Annotated in this window: 13 protein-coding genes; 9 read left to right on the top strand and 4 right to left on the bottom strand. The window is 68.7% G+C overall.

The window, feature by feature from the left end:
- The 4 genes from ADL01_RS36540 to ADL01_RS36525 form a co-directional block, all read right to left on the bottom strand.
- On the bottom strand, positions 1-1,315 hold a 1,315-nt coding region (locus tag ADL01_RS36540), incomplete at its 3' end, for a hypothetical protein (protein ID WP_053746359.1).
- Between the two features lie 36 nt (positions 1,316-1,351).
- Positions 1,352-3,634, bottom strand: coding sequence for a hypothetical protein (locus ADL01_RS36535; protein ID WP_053746358.1), 2,283 nt, complete (start codon positions 3,632-3,634; stop codon positions 1,352-1,354).
- Positions 3,631-4,515: a hypothetical protein gene (locus tag ADL01_RS36530; protein WP_053746357.1), complete on the bottom strand. Its 885-nt coding sequence runs from the start codon at positions 4,513-4,515 to the stop codon at positions 3,631-3,633. The genes ADL01_RS36535 and ADL01_RS36530 overlap by 4 nt, the downstream gene beginning before the upstream one ends.
- Positions 4,516-4,714: 199 nt before the next feature.
- The gene (locus ADL01_RS36525; RefSeq protein WP_107091097.1) at positions 4,715-5,443 is read right to left on the bottom strand and encodes a Crp/Fnr family transcriptional regulator; all 729 of its coding nucleotides are present in this window, start codon (positions 5,441-5,443) and stop codon (positions 4,715-4,717) included.
- A gap of 412 nt (positions 5,444-5,855) precedes the next feature.
- On the opposite strand from ADL01_RS36525, the gene rpsL reads away from it, so the two are divergent.
- The 9 genes from rpsL to ADL01_RS36480 all read left to right on the top strand — a co-directional run bounded on the left by rpsL (position 5,856) and on the right by ADL01_RS36480 (position 17,101).
- Positions 5,856-6,227, top strand: coding sequence for a 30S ribosomal protein S12 (gene rpsL, locus ADL01_RS36520; protein WP_003948652.1), 372 nt, complete (start codon positions 5,856-5,858; stop codon positions 6,225-6,227).
- Between the two features lie 2 nt (positions 6,228-6,229).
- Positions 6,230-6,700, top strand: coding sequence for a 30S ribosomal protein S7 (rpsG, locus tag ADL01_RS36515; protein WP_005481264.1), 471 nt, complete (start codon positions 6,230-6,232; stop codon positions 6,698-6,700).
- A 39-nt stretch (positions 6,701-6,739) separates the two neighbouring features.
- On the top strand, positions 6,740-8,869 hold the full coding sequence (fusA, locus tag ADL01_RS36510) for an elongation factor G (protein ID WP_053746356.1): 2,130 nt from the start codon (positions 6,740-6,742) through the stop codon (positions 8,867-8,869).
- A 143-nt stretch (positions 8,870-9,012) separates the two neighbouring features.
- Positions 9,013-10,206 (top strand): elongation factor Tu, encoded by a 1,194-nt coding sequence (tuf, locus tag ADL01_RS36505; RefSeq protein WP_053746355.1) that lies wholly within the window; start codon positions 9,013-9,015, stop codon positions 10,204-10,206.
- Positions 10,207-10,397: 191 nt separating this feature from the next.
- Positions 10,398-13,502 carry a glycosyl hydrolase 115 family protein gene (locus ADL01_RS36500; protein ID WP_107091096.1) on the top strand — a complete coding sequence of 1,035 codons (3,105 nt, stop codon included), beginning with the start codon at positions 10,398-10,400 and terminating at the stop codon, positions 13,500-13,502.
- Positions 13,503-13,540: 38 nt separating this feature from the next.
- On the top strand, positions 13,541-14,608 hold the full coding sequence (locus tag ADL01_RS36495) for an endo-1,4-beta-xylanase (protein ID WP_053746354.1): 1,068 nt from the start codon (positions 13,541-13,543) through the stop codon (positions 14,606-14,608).
- A 261-nt stretch (positions 14,609-14,869) separates the two neighbouring features.
- On the top strand, positions 14,870-15,178 hold the full coding sequence (locus ADL01_RS36490; protein WP_053746353.1) for a hypothetical protein: 309 nt from the start codon (positions 14,870-14,872) through the stop codon (positions 15,176-15,178).
- A gap of 1 nt (position 15,179) precedes the next feature.
- Positions 15,180-16,382, top strand: a complete 1,203-nt coding sequence (locus ADL01_RS36485; protein WP_053746352.1) for a hypothetical protein — start codon at positions 15,180-15,182, stop codon at positions 16,380-16,382.
- A 50-nt stretch (positions 16,383-16,432) separates the two neighbouring features.
- Positions 16,433-17,101 (top strand): hypothetical protein, encoded by a 669-nt coding sequence (locus ADL01_RS36480; RefSeq protein WP_053746351.1) that lies wholly within the window; start codon positions 16,433-16,435, stop codon positions 17,099-17,101.
- Positions 17,102-17,121: the final 20 nt, after the last annotated feature.

Genomic DNA, 17,121 nt, shown 5'->3' with positions numbered 1-17,121 from the left:
CGGTCGGGGTCTGGTCGGCGGGCTCGGCCTTGCCGGGGGCGTGGCCGGGGCGCGCGTACGCGGGGTCGTACGGGGCGGGGACGGACCCGCCCGGTGCGAATCCCGGCTGCGTCGGCGCGCCGGGAACCCCGGGCGCCCCCTGGCCGTACGCCGCGTACGGGTCGCCCGGGCCCGGGTCGCCGCCCGGAAGGGGCGGAGGGGTCTGGGGGACGCCCGGCAGGCGTTGGTTGAGGATGTCGCTGACCGTGCGCAGGGCCAGTTGCTTGGGGCCCTCCAGTTCGAACTTCTCCGCGTTGTCGCCGTGCAGCAGGTCCTTCACCAGGTCCATCTGGGCCTGGATCATGCGGAGCTGGTCGTCCCGCATGCTCGTCATGACCATGCGGGAGTCCTCGGGATGCTGGGCGAGGTGGAGGGCCCAGGCCTGGACGCCGCCCTGTTGCAGGTGCCACTGGTAGAAGGCGATCTTCTGCGCCTCTATCTGCTGCAACTCCAGTTCCTGATGGCCCTGCTGGATGGAGAGCTGGTGCTGCTGGCTGCTCTGCAGCGCCGCCTGTTCGTAGTCCCAGCGCTGCTGCTGGAGGGCCAGGTGCTGCTGCTGGACGCCGTACGACATCGAGCGCTCGATCTGGAGGGCGTCCTGCTGACGGTTGCGGCGGTCCACCTCCACGTCGACTTCGGCGCCCCGCTCGGCCGCCCGTACCTGCTCGGTCGCCGAGTGGTCGATCGCCTGGAGGCGGCGCTGGTGGTCGATGTTCTCCTGGTCGCGGCGCAGCCGCAGGGTCCAGGTGGTCTGGAGGCCGGCCGGTGCGCCCAGCGGGCCCAGGACGTTGATCGCCTGGAGGAGCTCCCCTTCCGCCGCCGCGCTGTCCGCGATCGTGAAGCGCCGGCTCACCGGGCGTGCGGCGCGCTGGAGTTCGCCGATGAGCAGGCCGGGTACGTCCCGGTGGCCGCTGCCCACGAACCTGCCCGGGTCGACGACCTGCCACGACACGTCGATCTCGGCCGAGAACTCGAACGCGTCGTTGTCACTGGGGAGCGTGAGCGTTCCGGAGAACGGGTGCACGCCCATGTCGACCTCGTACACCGCCATGTAGTGGCGGGCGGCGATCTCGCTGCGCGTCGGGCGGCGCGGCGGCAGGTACGCCTCGTAGCCGCCCTTGGCGGTCGCGAAGACGAGCGCGTGGTCGATGCGGACCGTCGACTTCAGGGAGAGTTCGAAGCGCGACAGCTGCCGCACGGTGAGGACCGGGTCGATCAGCTGGGTGTGCCGGTCTGCGGACTGCTGCCACTCGGGCGGGCGGTGGAAGGCGGACATCGTGCGTTGCTCCTCGGTGGGCGGGGACGTGACGGGTTAGCGGATGGGGAGCGCCGTCAGGAGGCGGGCCGCCACCGCGGGCGGGGCCGCGCCGTCCTCGCCCGGCATCGTGCGCAGGAGGTGGCCCAGGCGCTGGTGCTCCGCCGGGGTGGTGACCAGGGTGCGCAGCAGGTGCGCCAGGGCCCATTCCGTGGTCGTCGAGCGGTCGGCGATGAGGACCCACTCGCGCAGCACGTCCAGGGCGTGCCGGGTCGCCTTCGGGTCGCCCAGCGCCTCCCGCCACAGGAACGGGATGTGGTGGGCGGCGGCCGACCCCTCGTTGGCCGCCTGCGCGTACCAGCCGAGGACCAGCGGATGGCCGTAGCGCTCGTCGTCCTGGGTGTGGCGGCAGGCGCTGACGAAGCCGCCGATGGTCAGGTCGTGCACCGCGAGCCGGTCGTCGGTGAAGTGCAGGCGCAGTTCGGCGAGGACCCGGTCGCCGGCCTCGGAGAGGAGCAGCAGGGCGACGGCCTCGCCGAGTTCGCGGGCCATCTCGCGGTCGAAGTCGTCCGGGTCGGCGAGGTCCCGGTACAGGCTGCGCGCGGCGGTGCGCAGGGCGGCCAGGGCCTGCTCGGGGCGTTCGGCGCCGATCAGCGCGTACGCCCGTACGGCCACCCAGCGCAGCCGCCGGTCATCGCCCTTGGACCACTCGTCGAGGATGCGCGGGATGTTCGGCGTGTCGATGAGGTGGGCGAGGGTGAGCGCGTTGACGGCCACCAGGCGGTGCCGGAAGCGGTTGGAGATGGCCCAGGGTTCGATGACCAGCGCCATGGCCGAGGGCAGGTCGGTGCGGGCCAGGACGGCCACCGTGGACGCGGCCCGGGTACGGACGAGGGGGCGGCCGTCGTCGGCCAGCCGACGCAGCCAGTCGATCAGCGCGGGGCGCGCGGAGGGGTGGCCCGTCCAGACTTCGCGCAGGAGGACGAGGGAGGCGCGGTCGTCGACGAAGCGCGCCTTCTGTTGGGTCACCGGGCCCCACTCGGTGTGCTCGTCGTCCTCGTAGCGCTCGGCGCGGGCCAGCTGGAGGCGCTTGCCTATGTGCGTGCCGAAGACGGGGACCTCGGGGACGCCCACCGGGTTCTGGGTCTGCTGGAGGAAGCGGTAGAGCAGGTCGCTGAGCTCGGCGGTGAGGGCGTACGGGCCGTCGTCGAACGCGGCCAGGGCCACCAGGAACGCCTTGTCGCGCAGATGGATCGACGCCTCGTCCTCCTCGAACCACTCCTGGACCTGGTTCTCCAGGGAGATCAGGGAGAACTGGGCGACGGCCTGCTCGCCGACCTCGCCGGCCGCGTACCGGCCGAGCAACTGTGCGAACGCGGCCACCTCGCGCAGTTGGTGGCTCCGGCTCAGGAACTCGGTGACGTCGGGCAGCTCGAGCAGCTTCGCCGCCGTCTCGTCGTCGGCGACGCGGATGCGCAGGTGGGCGGCCAGGACGTCGGCCGTCTGCGGCGGCTGCCAGCTGACGACCGGTACGTCCTCCAGGACGGCGGTCGGGCCGACGGTGACGACGAGGTACGCGTCGAGCGCGGTGAGGCGGTCGCAGGCGGCGAGGAGGTGGTGCTCGCGCAGGGGGCGGTCGCGGCGGGTGACGAGGTCGGCGAGGACGTAGCCGCGGGGCTGGGCCGCGGTTCCTCCGGCTCCGGCTGTGGCTGTGGCCGCGTCCGGTGCGGTGAACTCGTCCGCCAGGGTGCTCGGGTTCGTGTCGCGGTCGAGCGTGTGTACGGGGGCTGCCCCGAGCCGGTGCAGCAGCATCAGGGCGGCCGTGTGCCTGCCGGTGAAGCGGGCGCCCGACAGGACGAGGACGCGGTCCCGGCGCAGCCGGGCGAGCAGGGTCTCGATGGTCGCGTCGGCGGCGACGAACGAGGCGGCGAGCCGGTCCAGCGTGGTCTGCGGGACCTCGCCGGACACGGAGGCGGACGGCGCGGAGAGGCCGGGGAACGCCCACTGGTGGATCTCCGTCTTGCTGCCCATGATCACGTCCCCGGTGACCTGGCCGCCGCTGACGCCGTGCTGGCTGCCGCCGACCATGCTGCCGCCGAAGCGGGTACGGTCGCCGACGTTCATCGTCCGCGGGCTGTGGTCGATCAGGTCGCGCCGCGCCGACCAGGCGGTCTGGGGCTGCTCGCGCTCCTCCGACCCCTCGGAGCCCTCCGACTCCTTGGCGTCTTTGGCGTCCTTGGACTCCTTCGCGTCCTTGGCGGCGCCGTCTCTGCCGTCTCTGCCGTCCTTGCCGTCGTCGGAGGCGGACGGCTCGTCGGGCCCGGAGTCCGGGGTGCTCATGAGCCGTCACCCCCGTTGTGACCGCCCAGGTTGACGTCCCCGGTGACCTGGCCGCCGCTGACGCCGTGCTGGTCACCGGCCACCACATTGCCGCCGACGTTCACGCCACCGTTGAAGTTGAAGACGGCGCCCGGGGCGGGACGGCTCTCGGGGGAGGTGCCCTGCGCGGGGACTCTCGGTGCCTGCGCCGCTTCCGGTGCCGGCGGAGTCGGCGGCGCCGGGCGGTCCCCCGAACCGCCCGGCCCCTCCCCCGCCCCCGTGTCACGGTGGTCCTGGTCGGCCGTACCGGCCGGGGCTGCCTGGTGGCCGCTGGGCAGCGGGCCGTGCAGCCAGGCCCTCATCGGGCCGTTCTTGGTGTCCACCCCGACCGGGTGGAACTCGCCGGCCGGGATGCCGGGATGGTCGTGCCGTACGACGCCGGTGTACAGGGCGTTCGAGACCATCAGCGCGAAGTCGTGGGGGCGTTCGCGTAGGGCGGCCCGCAGCAGCTGGGCGTCCAGCAGCCGGCAGGCGTCGTTCAGGTCGGTGCCGACCCAGCCGTCGTGCCGGTCCACGGCCACGTAACCGGTGGCGAGGACTCCGCGCAGCCTGATCTGGGCCGAGCTGGACGCCATGCGGTTGACGGTGCGCAACTGCGCGGGGGCGTCCGTCAGGAGGGCCCGGAGCAGGGCGGTGACGGGGGCGTTCGCGTCGATGAGCTCCATCACGGAGTCGCCGCGGTCGGCGCGCAGACGGCGGGTCTCGTCGATGCCGGCGCATTCCAGGACGCGGTCGGTGATGTCGTAGAGCATGCGCCGCAGGTACGCCTGCTCGACGTCGTCCCGGTCGCTGAACCTCTCTATGTCCAGCAGCAGGATCGTGCGGCTCACGGGGTCGGTCATGGTCGCCCTTCGCCAGTGTGGGGGTTGTTGCTTGCAGCAGCGTGGCGGGTGGGGGCGGTGTGTTGTGAGGGCGGATGACGCAGTCGGAGTGTGACGGGGTACACATAACGCTCTGCGGGGCGTGGGGGAGTCGGTGTGGGCGTCGTACTGGGGGCTGCCGCCCCCAGGCCCCCGCTCCGGCCCTGAACGGGCCTTGTCCTCAATCGCCGGACGGGCTGAGCTCGGCCGCCGCGATCCTGCGCAAGATGTCCGGCCGGCGTATCAGCAGTGCCCGTCTCCCCGTCTCCACCGCCTCCTTCTCGCGCAGCTCCCGCAGCAGCCGCTGGACCATCTCCCGCGACGCGCCCACCGAGCCCGCCAGTTCCTGCTTGCTCAGGGGGACGGAGAGTTCGATGCCCTCGGGGGTGCGGCGGCCGTGGGTGCGGGCGAGGTCGAGGAGGAGGATCGCGAAGCGTTCCCGCACGTGCATGGACGCGAACTCCAGGCGGCGGCGGTCCGCGGCCCGGGTGCGGTCGGCCGTGAGGCCCAGCAGCGCGAACGAAACAGCCGGTGAACGTCCCAGGAAGTCTTTGAACCGCTCGTGCTCGACCGCCACCGCGCGCACCGCCTCCAGCGCGGTCACCGTGGCCGAGCGGGGGCGTCCGGTGAGCGCCGCCGACTCGCCGACTATGTCGCCGGGGCCGCGCAGCGAGAGGAGTGCCTCGTAGCCGTTGGCGGCGGACGCGGTGACCTTTGTCCAGCCCTGGACGAGGAAGAGGACGTGCGAGGAGGGCTCGCTCTGGTGGATCAGGGCCACCCGGGTGGCGAAATTCAGCTCGCGGCCCAGCGACAGAAGGGTGGTGCGGTCCTCCTGTTCAAGGCGGGCGAGAAAGGGCACCCGGTCGTCCAGGCCCCCGTCGTCCAGTGTGTAAGCGGCCGTCCTGATCACGCTCAGCCCCCGATTTGTCGCAGCGGACGGATCAAGGTACTGAACGGGCAGGCCGACGGGGCTGTAAAGGGCGCGATTCAGCCACCTTGGCTCGCAAGCGGCCAAAATCAGGCGCAAGCTGGCACAAGCAGTCAAAGGCAGGCTCGGGAGTGGTCCGGAGCCCGGCGTGTCGTACCGGGCTTCATTTGTTTTGACCGAAGTCGTTGAGGTAGGTACGCTCAGACCTTGTGCCTGGGGTGTGCCCTGGCCCTCGTGCGTGCCTTCGAACCGCGCGGGGAGCCGTAAGTGACCGCCGCAATCTGCGTCCTTTCCGTCTCGCGGCGGGAATCTGCAGTATTCGACACACCCGACCGCGTGGGTCGGCGACGTTCCAGGTTAGCTCCACCATCGGCACACAGAAACCGGAGAAGTAGTGCCTACGATCCAGCAGCTGGTCCGGAAGGGCCGGCAAGACAAGGTCGAGAAGAACAAGACGCCCGCGCTCGAGGGTTCGCCCCAGCGCCGTGGTGTCTGCACGCGTGTGTTCACGACCACCCCGAAGAAGCCGAACTCGGCCCTGCGTAAGGTCGCGCGTGTGCGTCTGACCAGCGGGATCGAAGTCACCGCTTACATTCCGGGTGAGGGACACAACCTGCAGGAGCACTCCATCGTGCTCGTGCGTGGTGGCCGTGTGAAGGACCTGCCCGGTGTTCGCTACAAGATCATCCGCGGTTCGCTCGACACCCAGGGTGTCAAGAACCGCAAGCAGGCCCGCAGCCGCTACGGCGCCAAGAAGGAGAAGTAAGAATGCCTCGTAAGGGCCCCGCCCCGAAGCGCCCGGTCATCATCGACCCGGTCTACGGTTCTCCTCTTGTCACGTCGCTGATCAACAAGGTGCTGCTGAACGGCAAGCGCTCCACCGCCGAGCGCATCGTGTACGGCGCCATGGAGGGCCTGCGCGAGAAGACCAGCAACGACCCGGTCATCACGCTGAAGCGCGCGCTGGAGAACATCAAGCCGACCCTCGAGGTCAAGTCCCGCCGTGTCGGTGGTGCGACGTACCAGGTTCCGATCGAGGTCAAGCCCGGTCGCGCCAACACGCTCGCGCTGCGCTGGCTGGTCGGTTACTCCCGCGCCCGTCGCGAGAAGACCATGACCGAGCGTCTGCTCAACGAGCTTCTCGACGCTTCGAACGGCCTCGGTGCGGCCGTGAAGAAGCGCGAGGACACCCACAAGATGGCCGAGTCCAACAAGGCCTTCGCGCACTACCGCTGGTAGTCGCAACCCACATCGAGACCGAGAGAAGACCGAAGCCTTATGGCTACCACTTCACTTGACCTGGCCAGGGTCCGCAACATCGGGATCATGGCCCACATCGACGCGGGCAAGACGACCACCACTGAGCGGATCCTCTTCTACACCGGCGTCAGCTACAAGATCGGTGAGGTCCACGACGGCGCCGCGACCATGGACTGGATGGAGCAGGAGCAGGAGCGTGGCATCACGATCACCTCTGCTGCGACCACCTGTCACTGGCCGCTGGAAGACGTCGACCACACCATCAACATCATCGACACCCCCGGGCACGTCGACTTCACGGTTGAGGTAGAGCGCTCGCTGCGCGTCCTCGACGGTGCCGTCACCGTGTTCGACGGCGTCGCGGGTGTCGAGCCGCAGTCCGAGACGGTGTGGCGTCAGGCCGACCGTTACGGCGTGCCGCGCATCTGCTTCGTCAACAAGCTCGACCGGACCGGTGCGGAGTTCCACCGCTGCGTCGACATGATCAAGGACCGGCTCGGTGCCGTTCCGATCATCATGCAGCTGCCGATCGGCTCCGAGATGGACTTCAAGGGCGTTGTGGACCTGGTCCGCATGAAGGCGCTCGTGTGGTCCGCCGAGGCGGCGAAGGGCGAGATGTACGACGTCGTCGACATCCCGGCCACGCACACCGAGGCTGCCGAGCTGTACCGCGGTCAGCTGGTCGAGACGGTCGCGGAGCACGACGACGAGATCATGGAGCTGTTCCTGGAGGGCCAGGAGCCCACCGAGGAGCAGCTGTACGCCGCGGTCCGTCGCGTCACCATCGCGTCCGGCAAGTCCGGTGGCGTCACGGTCACCCCGGTGTTCTGTGGCACCGCGTTCAAGAACAAGGGCGTCCAGCCCCTGCTCGACGCGGTCGTGCGCTACCTGCCGACCCCGCTCGACGTCGAGGCCATCGAAGGCCACGACGTGAAGGACCCCGAGCTGGTCGTCAAGCGCAAGCCCTCCGAGGACGAGCCGCTGTCCGCGCTCGCCTTCAAGATCATGAGCGACCCGCACCTGGGCAAGCTCACCTTCGTCCGGGTTTACTCGGGCCGCCTCGAGACCGGCACCGCGGTGCTGAACTCGGTCAAGGGCAAGAAGGAGCGCATCGGCAAGATCTACCGTATGCACGCGAACAAGCGTGAGGAGATCGAGGCGGTGGGCGCCGGTGACATCGTCGCCGTGATGGGTCTGAAGCAGACCACGACCGGTGAGACGCTGTGCGACGACAAGCAGCCGGTGATCCTGGAGTCCATGGACTTCCCGGCGCCGGTCATCCAGGTCGCGATCGAGCCCAAGTCCAAGGGTGACCAGGAGAAGCTGGGTGTAGCCATCCAGCGTCTCGCGGAGGAGGACCCCTCCTTCCACGTTCACTCGGACGAGGAGACCGGTCAGACGATCCTCGGTGGTATGGGCGAGCTGCACCTCGAGGTGCTGGTCGACCGTATGAAGCGCGAGTTCCGCGTCGAGGCCAACGTCGGCAAGCCGCAGGTCGCGTACCGCGAGACGATCCGCAAGACCGTCGAGCGTCACGACTACACCCACAAGAAGCAGACCGGTGGTACCGGTCAGTTCGCCAAGGTGCAGATCGCGATCGAGCCCATCACCGAGTCCGACGGCCCGGCGTACGAGTTCGTGAACAAGGTCACCGGTGGCCGTATCCCCCGGGAGTACATCCCGTCGGTGGACGCGGGTGCGCAGGAGGCCATGCAGTTCGGCATCCTGGCCGGCTACGAGATGACGGGCGTCCGCGTCATTCTTCTCGACGGTGGCTACCACGAGGTCGACTCCTCCGAACTCGCGTTCAAGATCGCCGGTTCGCAGGCGTTCAAGGAGGCCGCGCGCAAGGCTTCTCCCGTGCTCCTGGAGCCGATGATGGCCGTCGAGGTCACCACGCCCGAGGAGTCGATGGGTGATGTCATCGGCGACCTCAACTCCCGCCGTGGCCAGATCCAGGCCATGGAGGAGCGCAGCGGCGCCCGCGTCGTGAAGGGCCTCGTGCCCCTCTCGGAGATGTTCGGCTACGTTGGCGACCTCCGCAGCAAGACCTCGGGTCGCGCAAGCTACTCGATGCAGTTCGACTCCTACGCCGAGGTTCCCCGGAACGTCGCCGAGGAGATCATCGCGAAGGCCAAGGGCGAGTAACACACCCCGTTTACACGCTTTAGGCTTGACACCGACCGCCGGGGTGAACCCGGGAGGGTAAACCCCGGCGGGCGGCATCCCAGCAAAGATCACCTGGCGCCGATGAGTAAGGCGTACCAGAACCACTCCGCAGGAGGACCCCAGTGGCGAAGGCAAAGTTCGAGCGGACTAAGCCGCACGTCAACATCGGCACCATCGGTCACATCGACCACGGTAAGACGACCCTCACGGCCGCCATTACCAAGGTGCTGCACGACAAGTACCCCGACCTGAACGAGGCCTCGGCCTTCGACCAGATCGACAAGGCTCCTGAAGAGCGTCAGCGCGGTATCACGATCTCGATCGCGCACGTCGAGTACCAGACGGAGGGTCGTCACTACGCCCACGTCGACTGCCCGGGTCACGCGGACTACATCAAGAACATGATCACCGGTGCCGCCCAGATGGACGGCGCGATCCTGGTCGTGGCCGCCACCGACGGCCCGATGCCGCAGACCAAGGAGCACGTGCTCCTGGCCCGCCAGGTCGGCGTGCCGTACATCGTCGTCGCGCTGAACAAGGCCGACATGGTGGACGACGAGGAGATCCTGGAGCTCGTCGAGCTCGAGGTTCGTGAGCTCCTCTCCGAGTACGAGTTCCCGGGCGACGACCTGCCGGTCGTCAAGGTCTCGGCGCTCAAGGCGCTCGAGGGCGACGCCGAGTGGGGCAAGTCGGTTCTCGACCTCATGGCTGCTGTCGACGAGGCGATCCCGACCCCCGAGCGTGACGTCGACAAGCCGTTCCTCATGCCCGTCGAGGACGTCTTCACGATCACCGGTCGCGGTACGGTCGTCACCGGCCGTATCGAGCGTGGTGTCCTGAAGGTCAACGAGACCGTTGACATCATCGGCATCAAGCAGGAGAAGACCACCACCACGGTCACCGGCATCGAGATGTTCCGCAAGCTGCTCGACGAGGGCCAGGCGGGCGAGAACGTCGGTCTGCTCCTCCGTGGCATCAAGCGCGAGGACGTCGAGCGCGGCCAGGTCATCATCAAGCCGGGCTCGGTCACCCCGCACACCTCGTTCGAGGCGCAGGCCTACATCCTGTCCAAGGACGAGGGCGGCCGTCACACGCCGTTCTTCAACAACTACCGCCCCCAGTTCTACTTCCGTACCACGGACGTGACCGGCGTCGTGACCCTCCCCGAGGGTACCGAGATGGTCATGCCGGGCGACAACACCGAGATGAGCGTCGAGCTCATCCAGCCCATCGCCATGGAAGAGGGCCTGAAGTTCGCCATCCGTGAGGGTGGCCGGACCGTGGGCGCCGGCCAGGTCATCAAGATCAACAAGTAGTTCTTGTTGGCTTGACAGCCTGACCTCGGCAGCTCTCACGAGCTTCCTGAGGAGGCCCGTACGACTTCGGTCGTACGGGCCTTCTTGTTTTTCGAAACTATTCGGCGCGTACGACCCGTTCCACCCGCTGGTCACTCCCTTCACTATTTGTCATGCCACTGACCAAATTCGGGCGGAGAGGTGGGTACGTCATGTCTGGGTCCGTCAGCCGGAGGGCTGTGCTCGGTGTGGGGGCCGGTCTCGCGGCGGTGCCGGTGCTGTCGGGGGTCGCGCGGGCCGGAGAGGGGGCGGCGCGCCGCACGGACTCCGGGGCATACATCTCGTTCACCGGCGGCGCGTTCGCGATCGTCGGGGCGCCGGTCGTCGTCAGCGCCGAGGACCACCCAGGAGTCGTACGGGTCGCCGGTGACCTGCGGGACGACATCGAACGCGTCACGGGCGTACGTCCGGCCGCGACCGTCGCCCGCGAGGTGATCCTGGTCGGCACGATCGGCCGCAGCCCGCTGATCGACGGTCTGGTCCGCGCCGGCAAGCTGGACGTCACGGGCATCGCCGGCCGCTGGGAGACCTCGCTGCAGACGGTCGTGGAGCGCCCGATGCCCGGCGTCGACCGGGCGTTCGTCATCGCGGGCAGCGACCCGCGCGGCACGATCTTCGGCGCGTACGACGTCTCGTACGGCATCGGGGTCTCCCCCTGGTACTGGTGGGACGACGTGCCGCCGGTCCACCGGGACGCGGTGTACGTGCTGCCGGGCAGGCACACCCAGGGCACCCCGGCCGTGAAGTACCGGGGGATCTTCGTCAACGACGAGAACCCTGCCCTCGGTACCTGGGCTCCTCGCTTCTTCGGCCCCGGAAAGGCGCCGGGCCACCCCGGAGGCTTCAACGCCGCCTTCTTCGAGCGGGTCTTCGAGGTGCTGCTGCGCCTGAAGGCGAACTATCTCTGGCCGGCCGTCTGGGGCAGGGCGTTCGCCGAGGACGACCCGGACAACCACGCCCGCGCGAAGGCGTACGGCATCGTCATGGGCACGTCCCACGAGGCGCCCATGATGCGGGGCATCGAGGAGTGGAACCGGCACGCGGTACCCGCCGTACGCGACAGCGCGGGGAACATCGTGACCCCCGGCCACGACCCCTACGGGGGCACCGGGGAGTGGTCGTACCGGCGGAACGCGGCGGCCGTCCGGGCGTACTGGCGCGACGGCATCCGGCGGATGGTCGACCAGGACTTCGAGGGCGTCGTCACCCTGGGCATGCGCGGCAACGGCGACACGAGCCTGCCGGACGGCGACGGCATCGAGCTGATGCGGGAGATCATCGAGACGCAGCGCGGGATCATCGCGGAGGTGACCGGCAAGCCCGTAGGGGAAACCCCGCAGGTGTGGACGCTGTACAAGGAGGTCCAGCGGTACTGGGACCGCGGGCTGAGGGTCCCCGGCGATGTCACCGTCGTCCTGACGGACGACAACTGGGGCAACATCCGCAAGCACCCGGACCCGGCCGAGCCGGCGAGGAGCGGCGGCTTCGGCCTGTACTACCACTTCGACTACGTGGGCGTCGGCCGCAACTACAAGTGGGTGGACACCACCAACCTCCACAACCTCTGGGACCAGCTCCACCAGGCCCACGCGTACGGGAACCACGGCCTGTGGGTGGCGAACGTCGGCGACCTGAAGGGCAACGAGCTGCCGGCCGAGTTCTTCCTCAACTACGCCTGGGATCCGACACGTTGGGACCTCGCGAACCTGACGGAGTGGGAACGCCGATACGCCCGCCAGAACTTCGGCGCCGAACACGCGAGCGCCATCGCGGCGGTGCTCGCCGAGTACGGGCAGCTACAGGCCCGCCGCAAACCGGAACTCCTCAACCGTCGCATCACGCTCAACCCGGCGAAGGACCCGACGAAGGACGAGTCGGCGATCGTGTACGACGACCAGGAGACTCCCTTCGCCTTCGGCCACCAGGAGTTGGAACGGGCGACGGAGGACTGGCAGAGGCTGGCGAAGGAGGCGGAGCGGGTACGCAGGCGGCTGCCGGCCCACTCGCAGGACGCCTGGTACGAACTCGTCGGGTACGAGGTGGAGGCGACCGCCAACCTCTACGGGCTGCGCGAGGCCGAGTTCAGGAACCTCCTGTACGCGGCCCAGGGGCGCGCGGCGACCAACGACCGCGCGGCGGAGGCGGAAGCCGGCCTGGAACGCGACTTCGCGCTCGCCGACCGCTTCAACCACCAGGTGGCGGGCGGCAAGTGGGAGGGCTTCCAGACCCAGCCGCACATCGACTACGGGGACGTGGCACGGTACGGGCCCAACGCCCCCTGGCAGCAGCCCGAGAAGGACAACGTGGCGATCCCGGATGTGCTGTTCCCGGCCGTGCGGCGGGTGGAGCTGCCGGTGGCCGGGGAGTTGGGGGTGGCGGTCGACGGGTCCGAGGACTCGGGGGAGTGGTGGCCGGGGGGATCCTCCGGTCCGGCCGCCCTGCCGGTGTTCAGCCCGTACCAGACGCGGCCCGACCAGTACGTCGAGGTGTTCAACCGGGGGCGTACGCCGTTCGAGTACCGGGTGAGCTCGTCGGTGCCGTGGCTGGTGGTGGACCGGCCGAGGGGGCGGGTCGAGCAGCAGGTGCGGCTGCGGGTGACGGTGGACTGGGCCCGGGTGCCGGACGGGCGTACGGACGCCTCGTTGACGGTGTCGGGTGCGGGGGCGTCGGTACGCGTGGGGTGCGTCGTGGAGAAGCCGTCGCGTCGGCAGCGGCGGGGGCTGCGGGGGTTTGTGGAGGCGGGCGGCTACGTCGCGATCGACGCCGACAACTACGCGCGAGCGGTGGGTGGTTGGCGGCGGCTGGACCGCATCGGCCGCACCGGCGCGGGGATGACCTCGTGGCCGGTGACGGCTCCGCGCCGCACGCCGGGCGGGGCTTCGGCGCGGCTGGAGTACGAGGTCAGCCTGCTGTCGGCGGGTGAGGTGACGGTGTGGGCGTATCTGTCGCCGCGCAACCCGACGCTGCCCACGGGCGGGCTGCGCTACGCGGTCTCGTTCGACGAGGCCGAGCCGCAGCAGGTCGACATCCATGCCGTCACGGGGGCGGACGACGGCCTGATGAACAAGCAGTGGGCCCGCCACACCTCCGACAACGTGAACGTGACGGCGACCAGGCACGCGGTGACGGCGGCTGGGGTCCACCGGCTGAAGTTCTGGGTGGTCGACCCGACGGTGGTGGTGCAGCGGCTGGTGATCGACACGGGCGGGCTGACACCGACGTATCTGGGGCCGCTGGAGAGCCGGCGCGTCCGCTGAGCACGAGCAGGTCATTACACCGAGTGAGGGGACTGTACATGAACGTCTTCCGCATGCCCGTTTCCGTGGCGGCACTGGGCGCGACGCTGATGATCACCGGCGCGGGCGCGCAGCCGGCGTCGGCTCACGCCGGTCCCGTCCCGCTGCGGACGCTGGCGGCCGGGACCGGCGTACGCATCGGCACGGCCGTGGACCTGGCGGTGCTGGCCGACGACACCACGTACCGCAGCACGACCGCACGGGAGTTCAATTCCGTGACCGCCGAGAACGCCATGAAGTGGGAGTCGGTGGAGCCGAGCCGGGGGACGTACGACTGGCGGCAGGCGGACGACCTGGTCCGCTTCGCGCGGGCACACGGGCAGGCGGTACGGGGCCACACGCTGGTGTGGCACAACCAGCTGCCGGCATGGCTGACGGCGGGGGTGGCGGACGGCTCGATCGGGGCGGCCGAGCTGCGCGGGATCCTCAGGGACCACATCACCAAGGAGGTGAAGCGGTACAAGGGCCGGATCTACCAGTGGGACGTGGTGAACGAGGTCTTCGAGGACGACGGCTCGCTGCGGAACTCGATCTGGTTGCAGAAATTGGGGCCCTCGTACATCGAGGACGCCTTCCGCTGGGCCCACGCGGCCGACCCGAAGGCCAAGCTGTTCCTGAACGACTACAACGTGGAGGGCGTCAACGCGAAGTCGACGGCCTACTACGACCTGGCGAAGCGGCTACGGGCGAAGAAGGTCCCGGTCCAGGGCTTCGGCATCCAGGGCCACCTGGCCATCCAGTACGGCTTCCCGGGCCAGGTCCCCGAGAACCTCGCCCGCTTCGAGAAGCTGGGCATGCAGACGGCGTTCACGGAGGTCGACGTACGCATGATCATGCCGGCGGACGCGACGAAGCTGGCGACGCAGGCCGCGTACTTCCGGGGCCTGTTGGACGCGTGCGTACAGGCGCGGCGGTGCGCCTCGTTCACGGTGTGGGGGTTCAGCGACAAGTACTCGTGGGTGCCCGGGGCGTTCGAGGGGCAGGGGGCGGCGACGCTGATGGACGAGGCGTACGGACGGAAGCCGGCGTTCGCGGCGGTGGGGGAGGGGTTGGGGGCGGGGCAGTGACGGCTGGCGACTGCCAGCTGCCGCCTACCGACTGACGACTGCAGGCTGACGACTGCCGGGTGAGGGGGGCGAGGCTGTTCCGTCCCGGGCGAGTGCCCGCCCCCCTCCCCGCACACGCCACTACAAATTTGCCGACAACAATTCACAAAGTCCCTCCCTTTGAAACCGGTTCCGTGTGGCGGGCACGTCGATCCCACGGATACCTTCGGTCTCTTGATCGCACTGATGTCTTACGGGGAGCAACTGTGAAGCGCGGTTCTTGTGAGTGACCTGCGTCTCGACGACACGATATTCGCGGACCTGAAGAAGACCTTCTCCTCCATAAGCGACCGCATGGAGGCGACCCGGCGCAGCCTGCGCAGCGCGGACGCCTCGTGCGTCGGGGAGAGCGGACTGGTCGAGGACGTCCAGGACTTCGCCGACGACTGGGGCTACGGCATCAAGCAGCTCGGCAAGCACACCCAGGGTGCCGTGAAGATGATCAATAAGATCGCCGAGACGTTCGACGGGCTCGACCTGGAGCTGGCCGAGTCCCTCAAGGCCGCCAAGGCCGCCAAGAAGGGCAAGTGACGTGGCCGGCCAGCGGATCGTCCCGCCGAGCATAGGTTGGGACCCCACCCCGGGAGACGTCGAGGACACCCGGGAACTCGCCAGACGGATCGGCAAGCTGGCGAGCGAACTGGGCACGGCGCTCGGGGAGTTGGAGCGGATCGAGTGCGGCGCCTGGAAGGGCAAGACCGCGGTCGCCTTCACCGAGTACATAGGCGAGGACGTCACCCCGCTCATCCGCAAGAGCCATGACTCCTTCGACAAGGCCTCGCGCGCGCTGCACAAGTGGGCGGGCGAACTCCAGGACTTCCAGGATGAGACGGACCGCCTGGACAAGGCCGCCAAGGAGAAGCTCGACGCGAAGTCGGACGCCGAGGGAAAGGCGGCCGGCAAGGGCAGCGACGAACTCGGCAAGGCCTCCGGCGCGGTGGACGACGTCATCCGCAAGGTCCACGAACTCGAGGACCGCTACCGCCGGGCCGCCGGCCACATCAGCAGAGAGCTGGACAAGGCCGCCGACATCGCCCCCGACGAGCCAGGCTTCTGGGACAAGCTGGGCACGGGAATCGCCGACGCGTGGGGGGCCACGGGCGACTGGCTCAAGGAGCACGCGGATCTGATCAAGGAGATCGGCGACGTACTGAGCCTGGTCAGCAGCGCCCTGGGTGTCCTGGCCATCATCACGGCCCCCTTCGAACCGATCGGCGCGATCTTCGCGGCTGCGGCGATGATCACCAGCGGGGCGGCCCTCTTGACCCACGTGGTGGCCAAAGCGGCCGGTGCGGACGTCAGCTGGGCCGATATCGGGTTCGACGCGCTGGGGATTCTGCCGGGGGTGAAGGGGCTCAGCGGGACTGCCGCGCTCGCCAAGGGCACCAATGCCACCGCGCGAGCTGCCAAGCTCGGTTCGGGTTATCGCGGGGCGACGGACATCGGCAAGACGTTCATTCTTTTCGGCCCTTTGAAGGCCACGCCTGTGGTCAAACTCGGCGAGGGCGGCAGCCGTATGGCTCTCGCCGTCGAGAGCGGACTGCAGAACGTCCGTCAAGGGCAATGGCTCGGCACCCAGGGAATCAACCTCGTCGGGTCCAAGCTACCGTTCATCAAGAGCGCCGAAGTGATCGCGCCCTTGGGGAACGCCGGTCGTGCCCTGGACGCCACCATCAAGGCGGGGCTCACCGGGAACAAGGCCCACACCATCGCCAACAACGATTACGGGAACTGAACACGTCCGTACGTGATCGCCGCCGACTCGTGAGAAGAAACAGTCACAGTATGGACAAGTCCGAAGAGCGCCAAGTCCTGAGTGTGGAAGGCATGGAGCTGCCTCCCATGGCCATCCGCCTTCCCGAAGGTATGCATGCGATCGAGGTCTCCCTGGACGAGACCGAACGGGCCGCAGCCGTAAAGAAGTTGGTCCAGGACATCTACCCGAGAGGCGAAGAGCCTCTCTGGGAAGCCATGAGTGGCCTGTACAGCGCGACAGCACAGGAGATGCTGGCCGGCGGTGTCTCGTTCTTCGGTATCGGCCTGTACGACATCGGAGACGGTGGCGGTGTGGCGCACTGTTCACTCACCGTGGCGGTGTTCGAGTCCGGCGAGACGGACCCTGACACCGTGGCCCAGGGTATCTTCGCGATCATGGGTCCTGACCCCATGCGTGATGTGACGTGGCTCGATCTGCCCTGTGGTCCAGCGGTCTCGGTGATCTCCTTCCGCAAGCTCGTGGTGGACGGCCAGTACACGAAAAGCGGCAATGACGAAGAACTGGCGATGGGGCAGATTCAGGTGCACGTGCCGTTTTCGACGGGCCCGTTTACTGCCGTGATCACTTTGGATACGGCTTCTGTAGAGCAATGGGACGAGTTCACGCACGCCATTGCAGGAATCGTCGGGTCACTGGAATTCCCCGTATTGCCCTCCCGGAGCGGCCGGTCCGACTGATTCGTCCGAAATTCGCTCAC

Origin of the sequence: Streptomyces sp. NRRL WC-3618 (assembly GCF_001280005.1) — a bacterium.
Taxonomy (GTDB): Bacteria; Actinomycetota; Actinomycetes; order Streptomycetales; family Streptomycetaceae; genus Streptomyces.
The sequence above is the reverse complement of the archived record's forward strand: the minus strand, read 5'-3'. Positions and strand labels throughout refer to the sequence as shown.

Bases quoted from the DNA above. Each gene is read 5' to 3' on its own strand.
- ADL01_RS36495 (WP_053746354.1), top strand. From the start codon at position 13,541: ATGAACGTCTTCCGCATGCCCGTTTCCGTGGCGGCACTGGGCGCGACG.
- ADL01_RS36500 (WP_107091096.1), top strand. From the start codon at position 10,398: ATGTCTGGGTCCGTCAGCCGGAGGGCTGTGCTCGGTGTGGGGGCCGGT.
- rpsG (WP_005481264.1), top strand. From the start codon at position 6,230: ATGCCTCGTAAGGGCCCCGCCCCGAAGCGCCCGGTCATCATCGACCCG.
- ADL01_RS36535 (WP_053746358.1), bottom strand. From the start codon at position 3,634: ATGAGCACCCCGGACTCCGGGCCCGACGAGCCGTCCGCCTCCGACGAC.
- fusA (WP_053746356.1), top strand. From the start codon at position 6,740: ATGGCTACCACTTCACTTGACCTGGCCAGGGTCCGCAACATCGGGATC.
- ADL01_RS36530 (WP_053746357.1), bottom strand. From the start codon at position 4,515: ATGACCGACCCCGTGAGCCGCACGATCCTGCTGCTGGACATAGAGAGG.
- ADL01_RS36480 (WP_053746351.1), top strand. From the start codon at position 16,433: ATGGACAAGTCCGAAGAGCGCCAAGTCCTGAGTGTGGAAGGCATGGAG.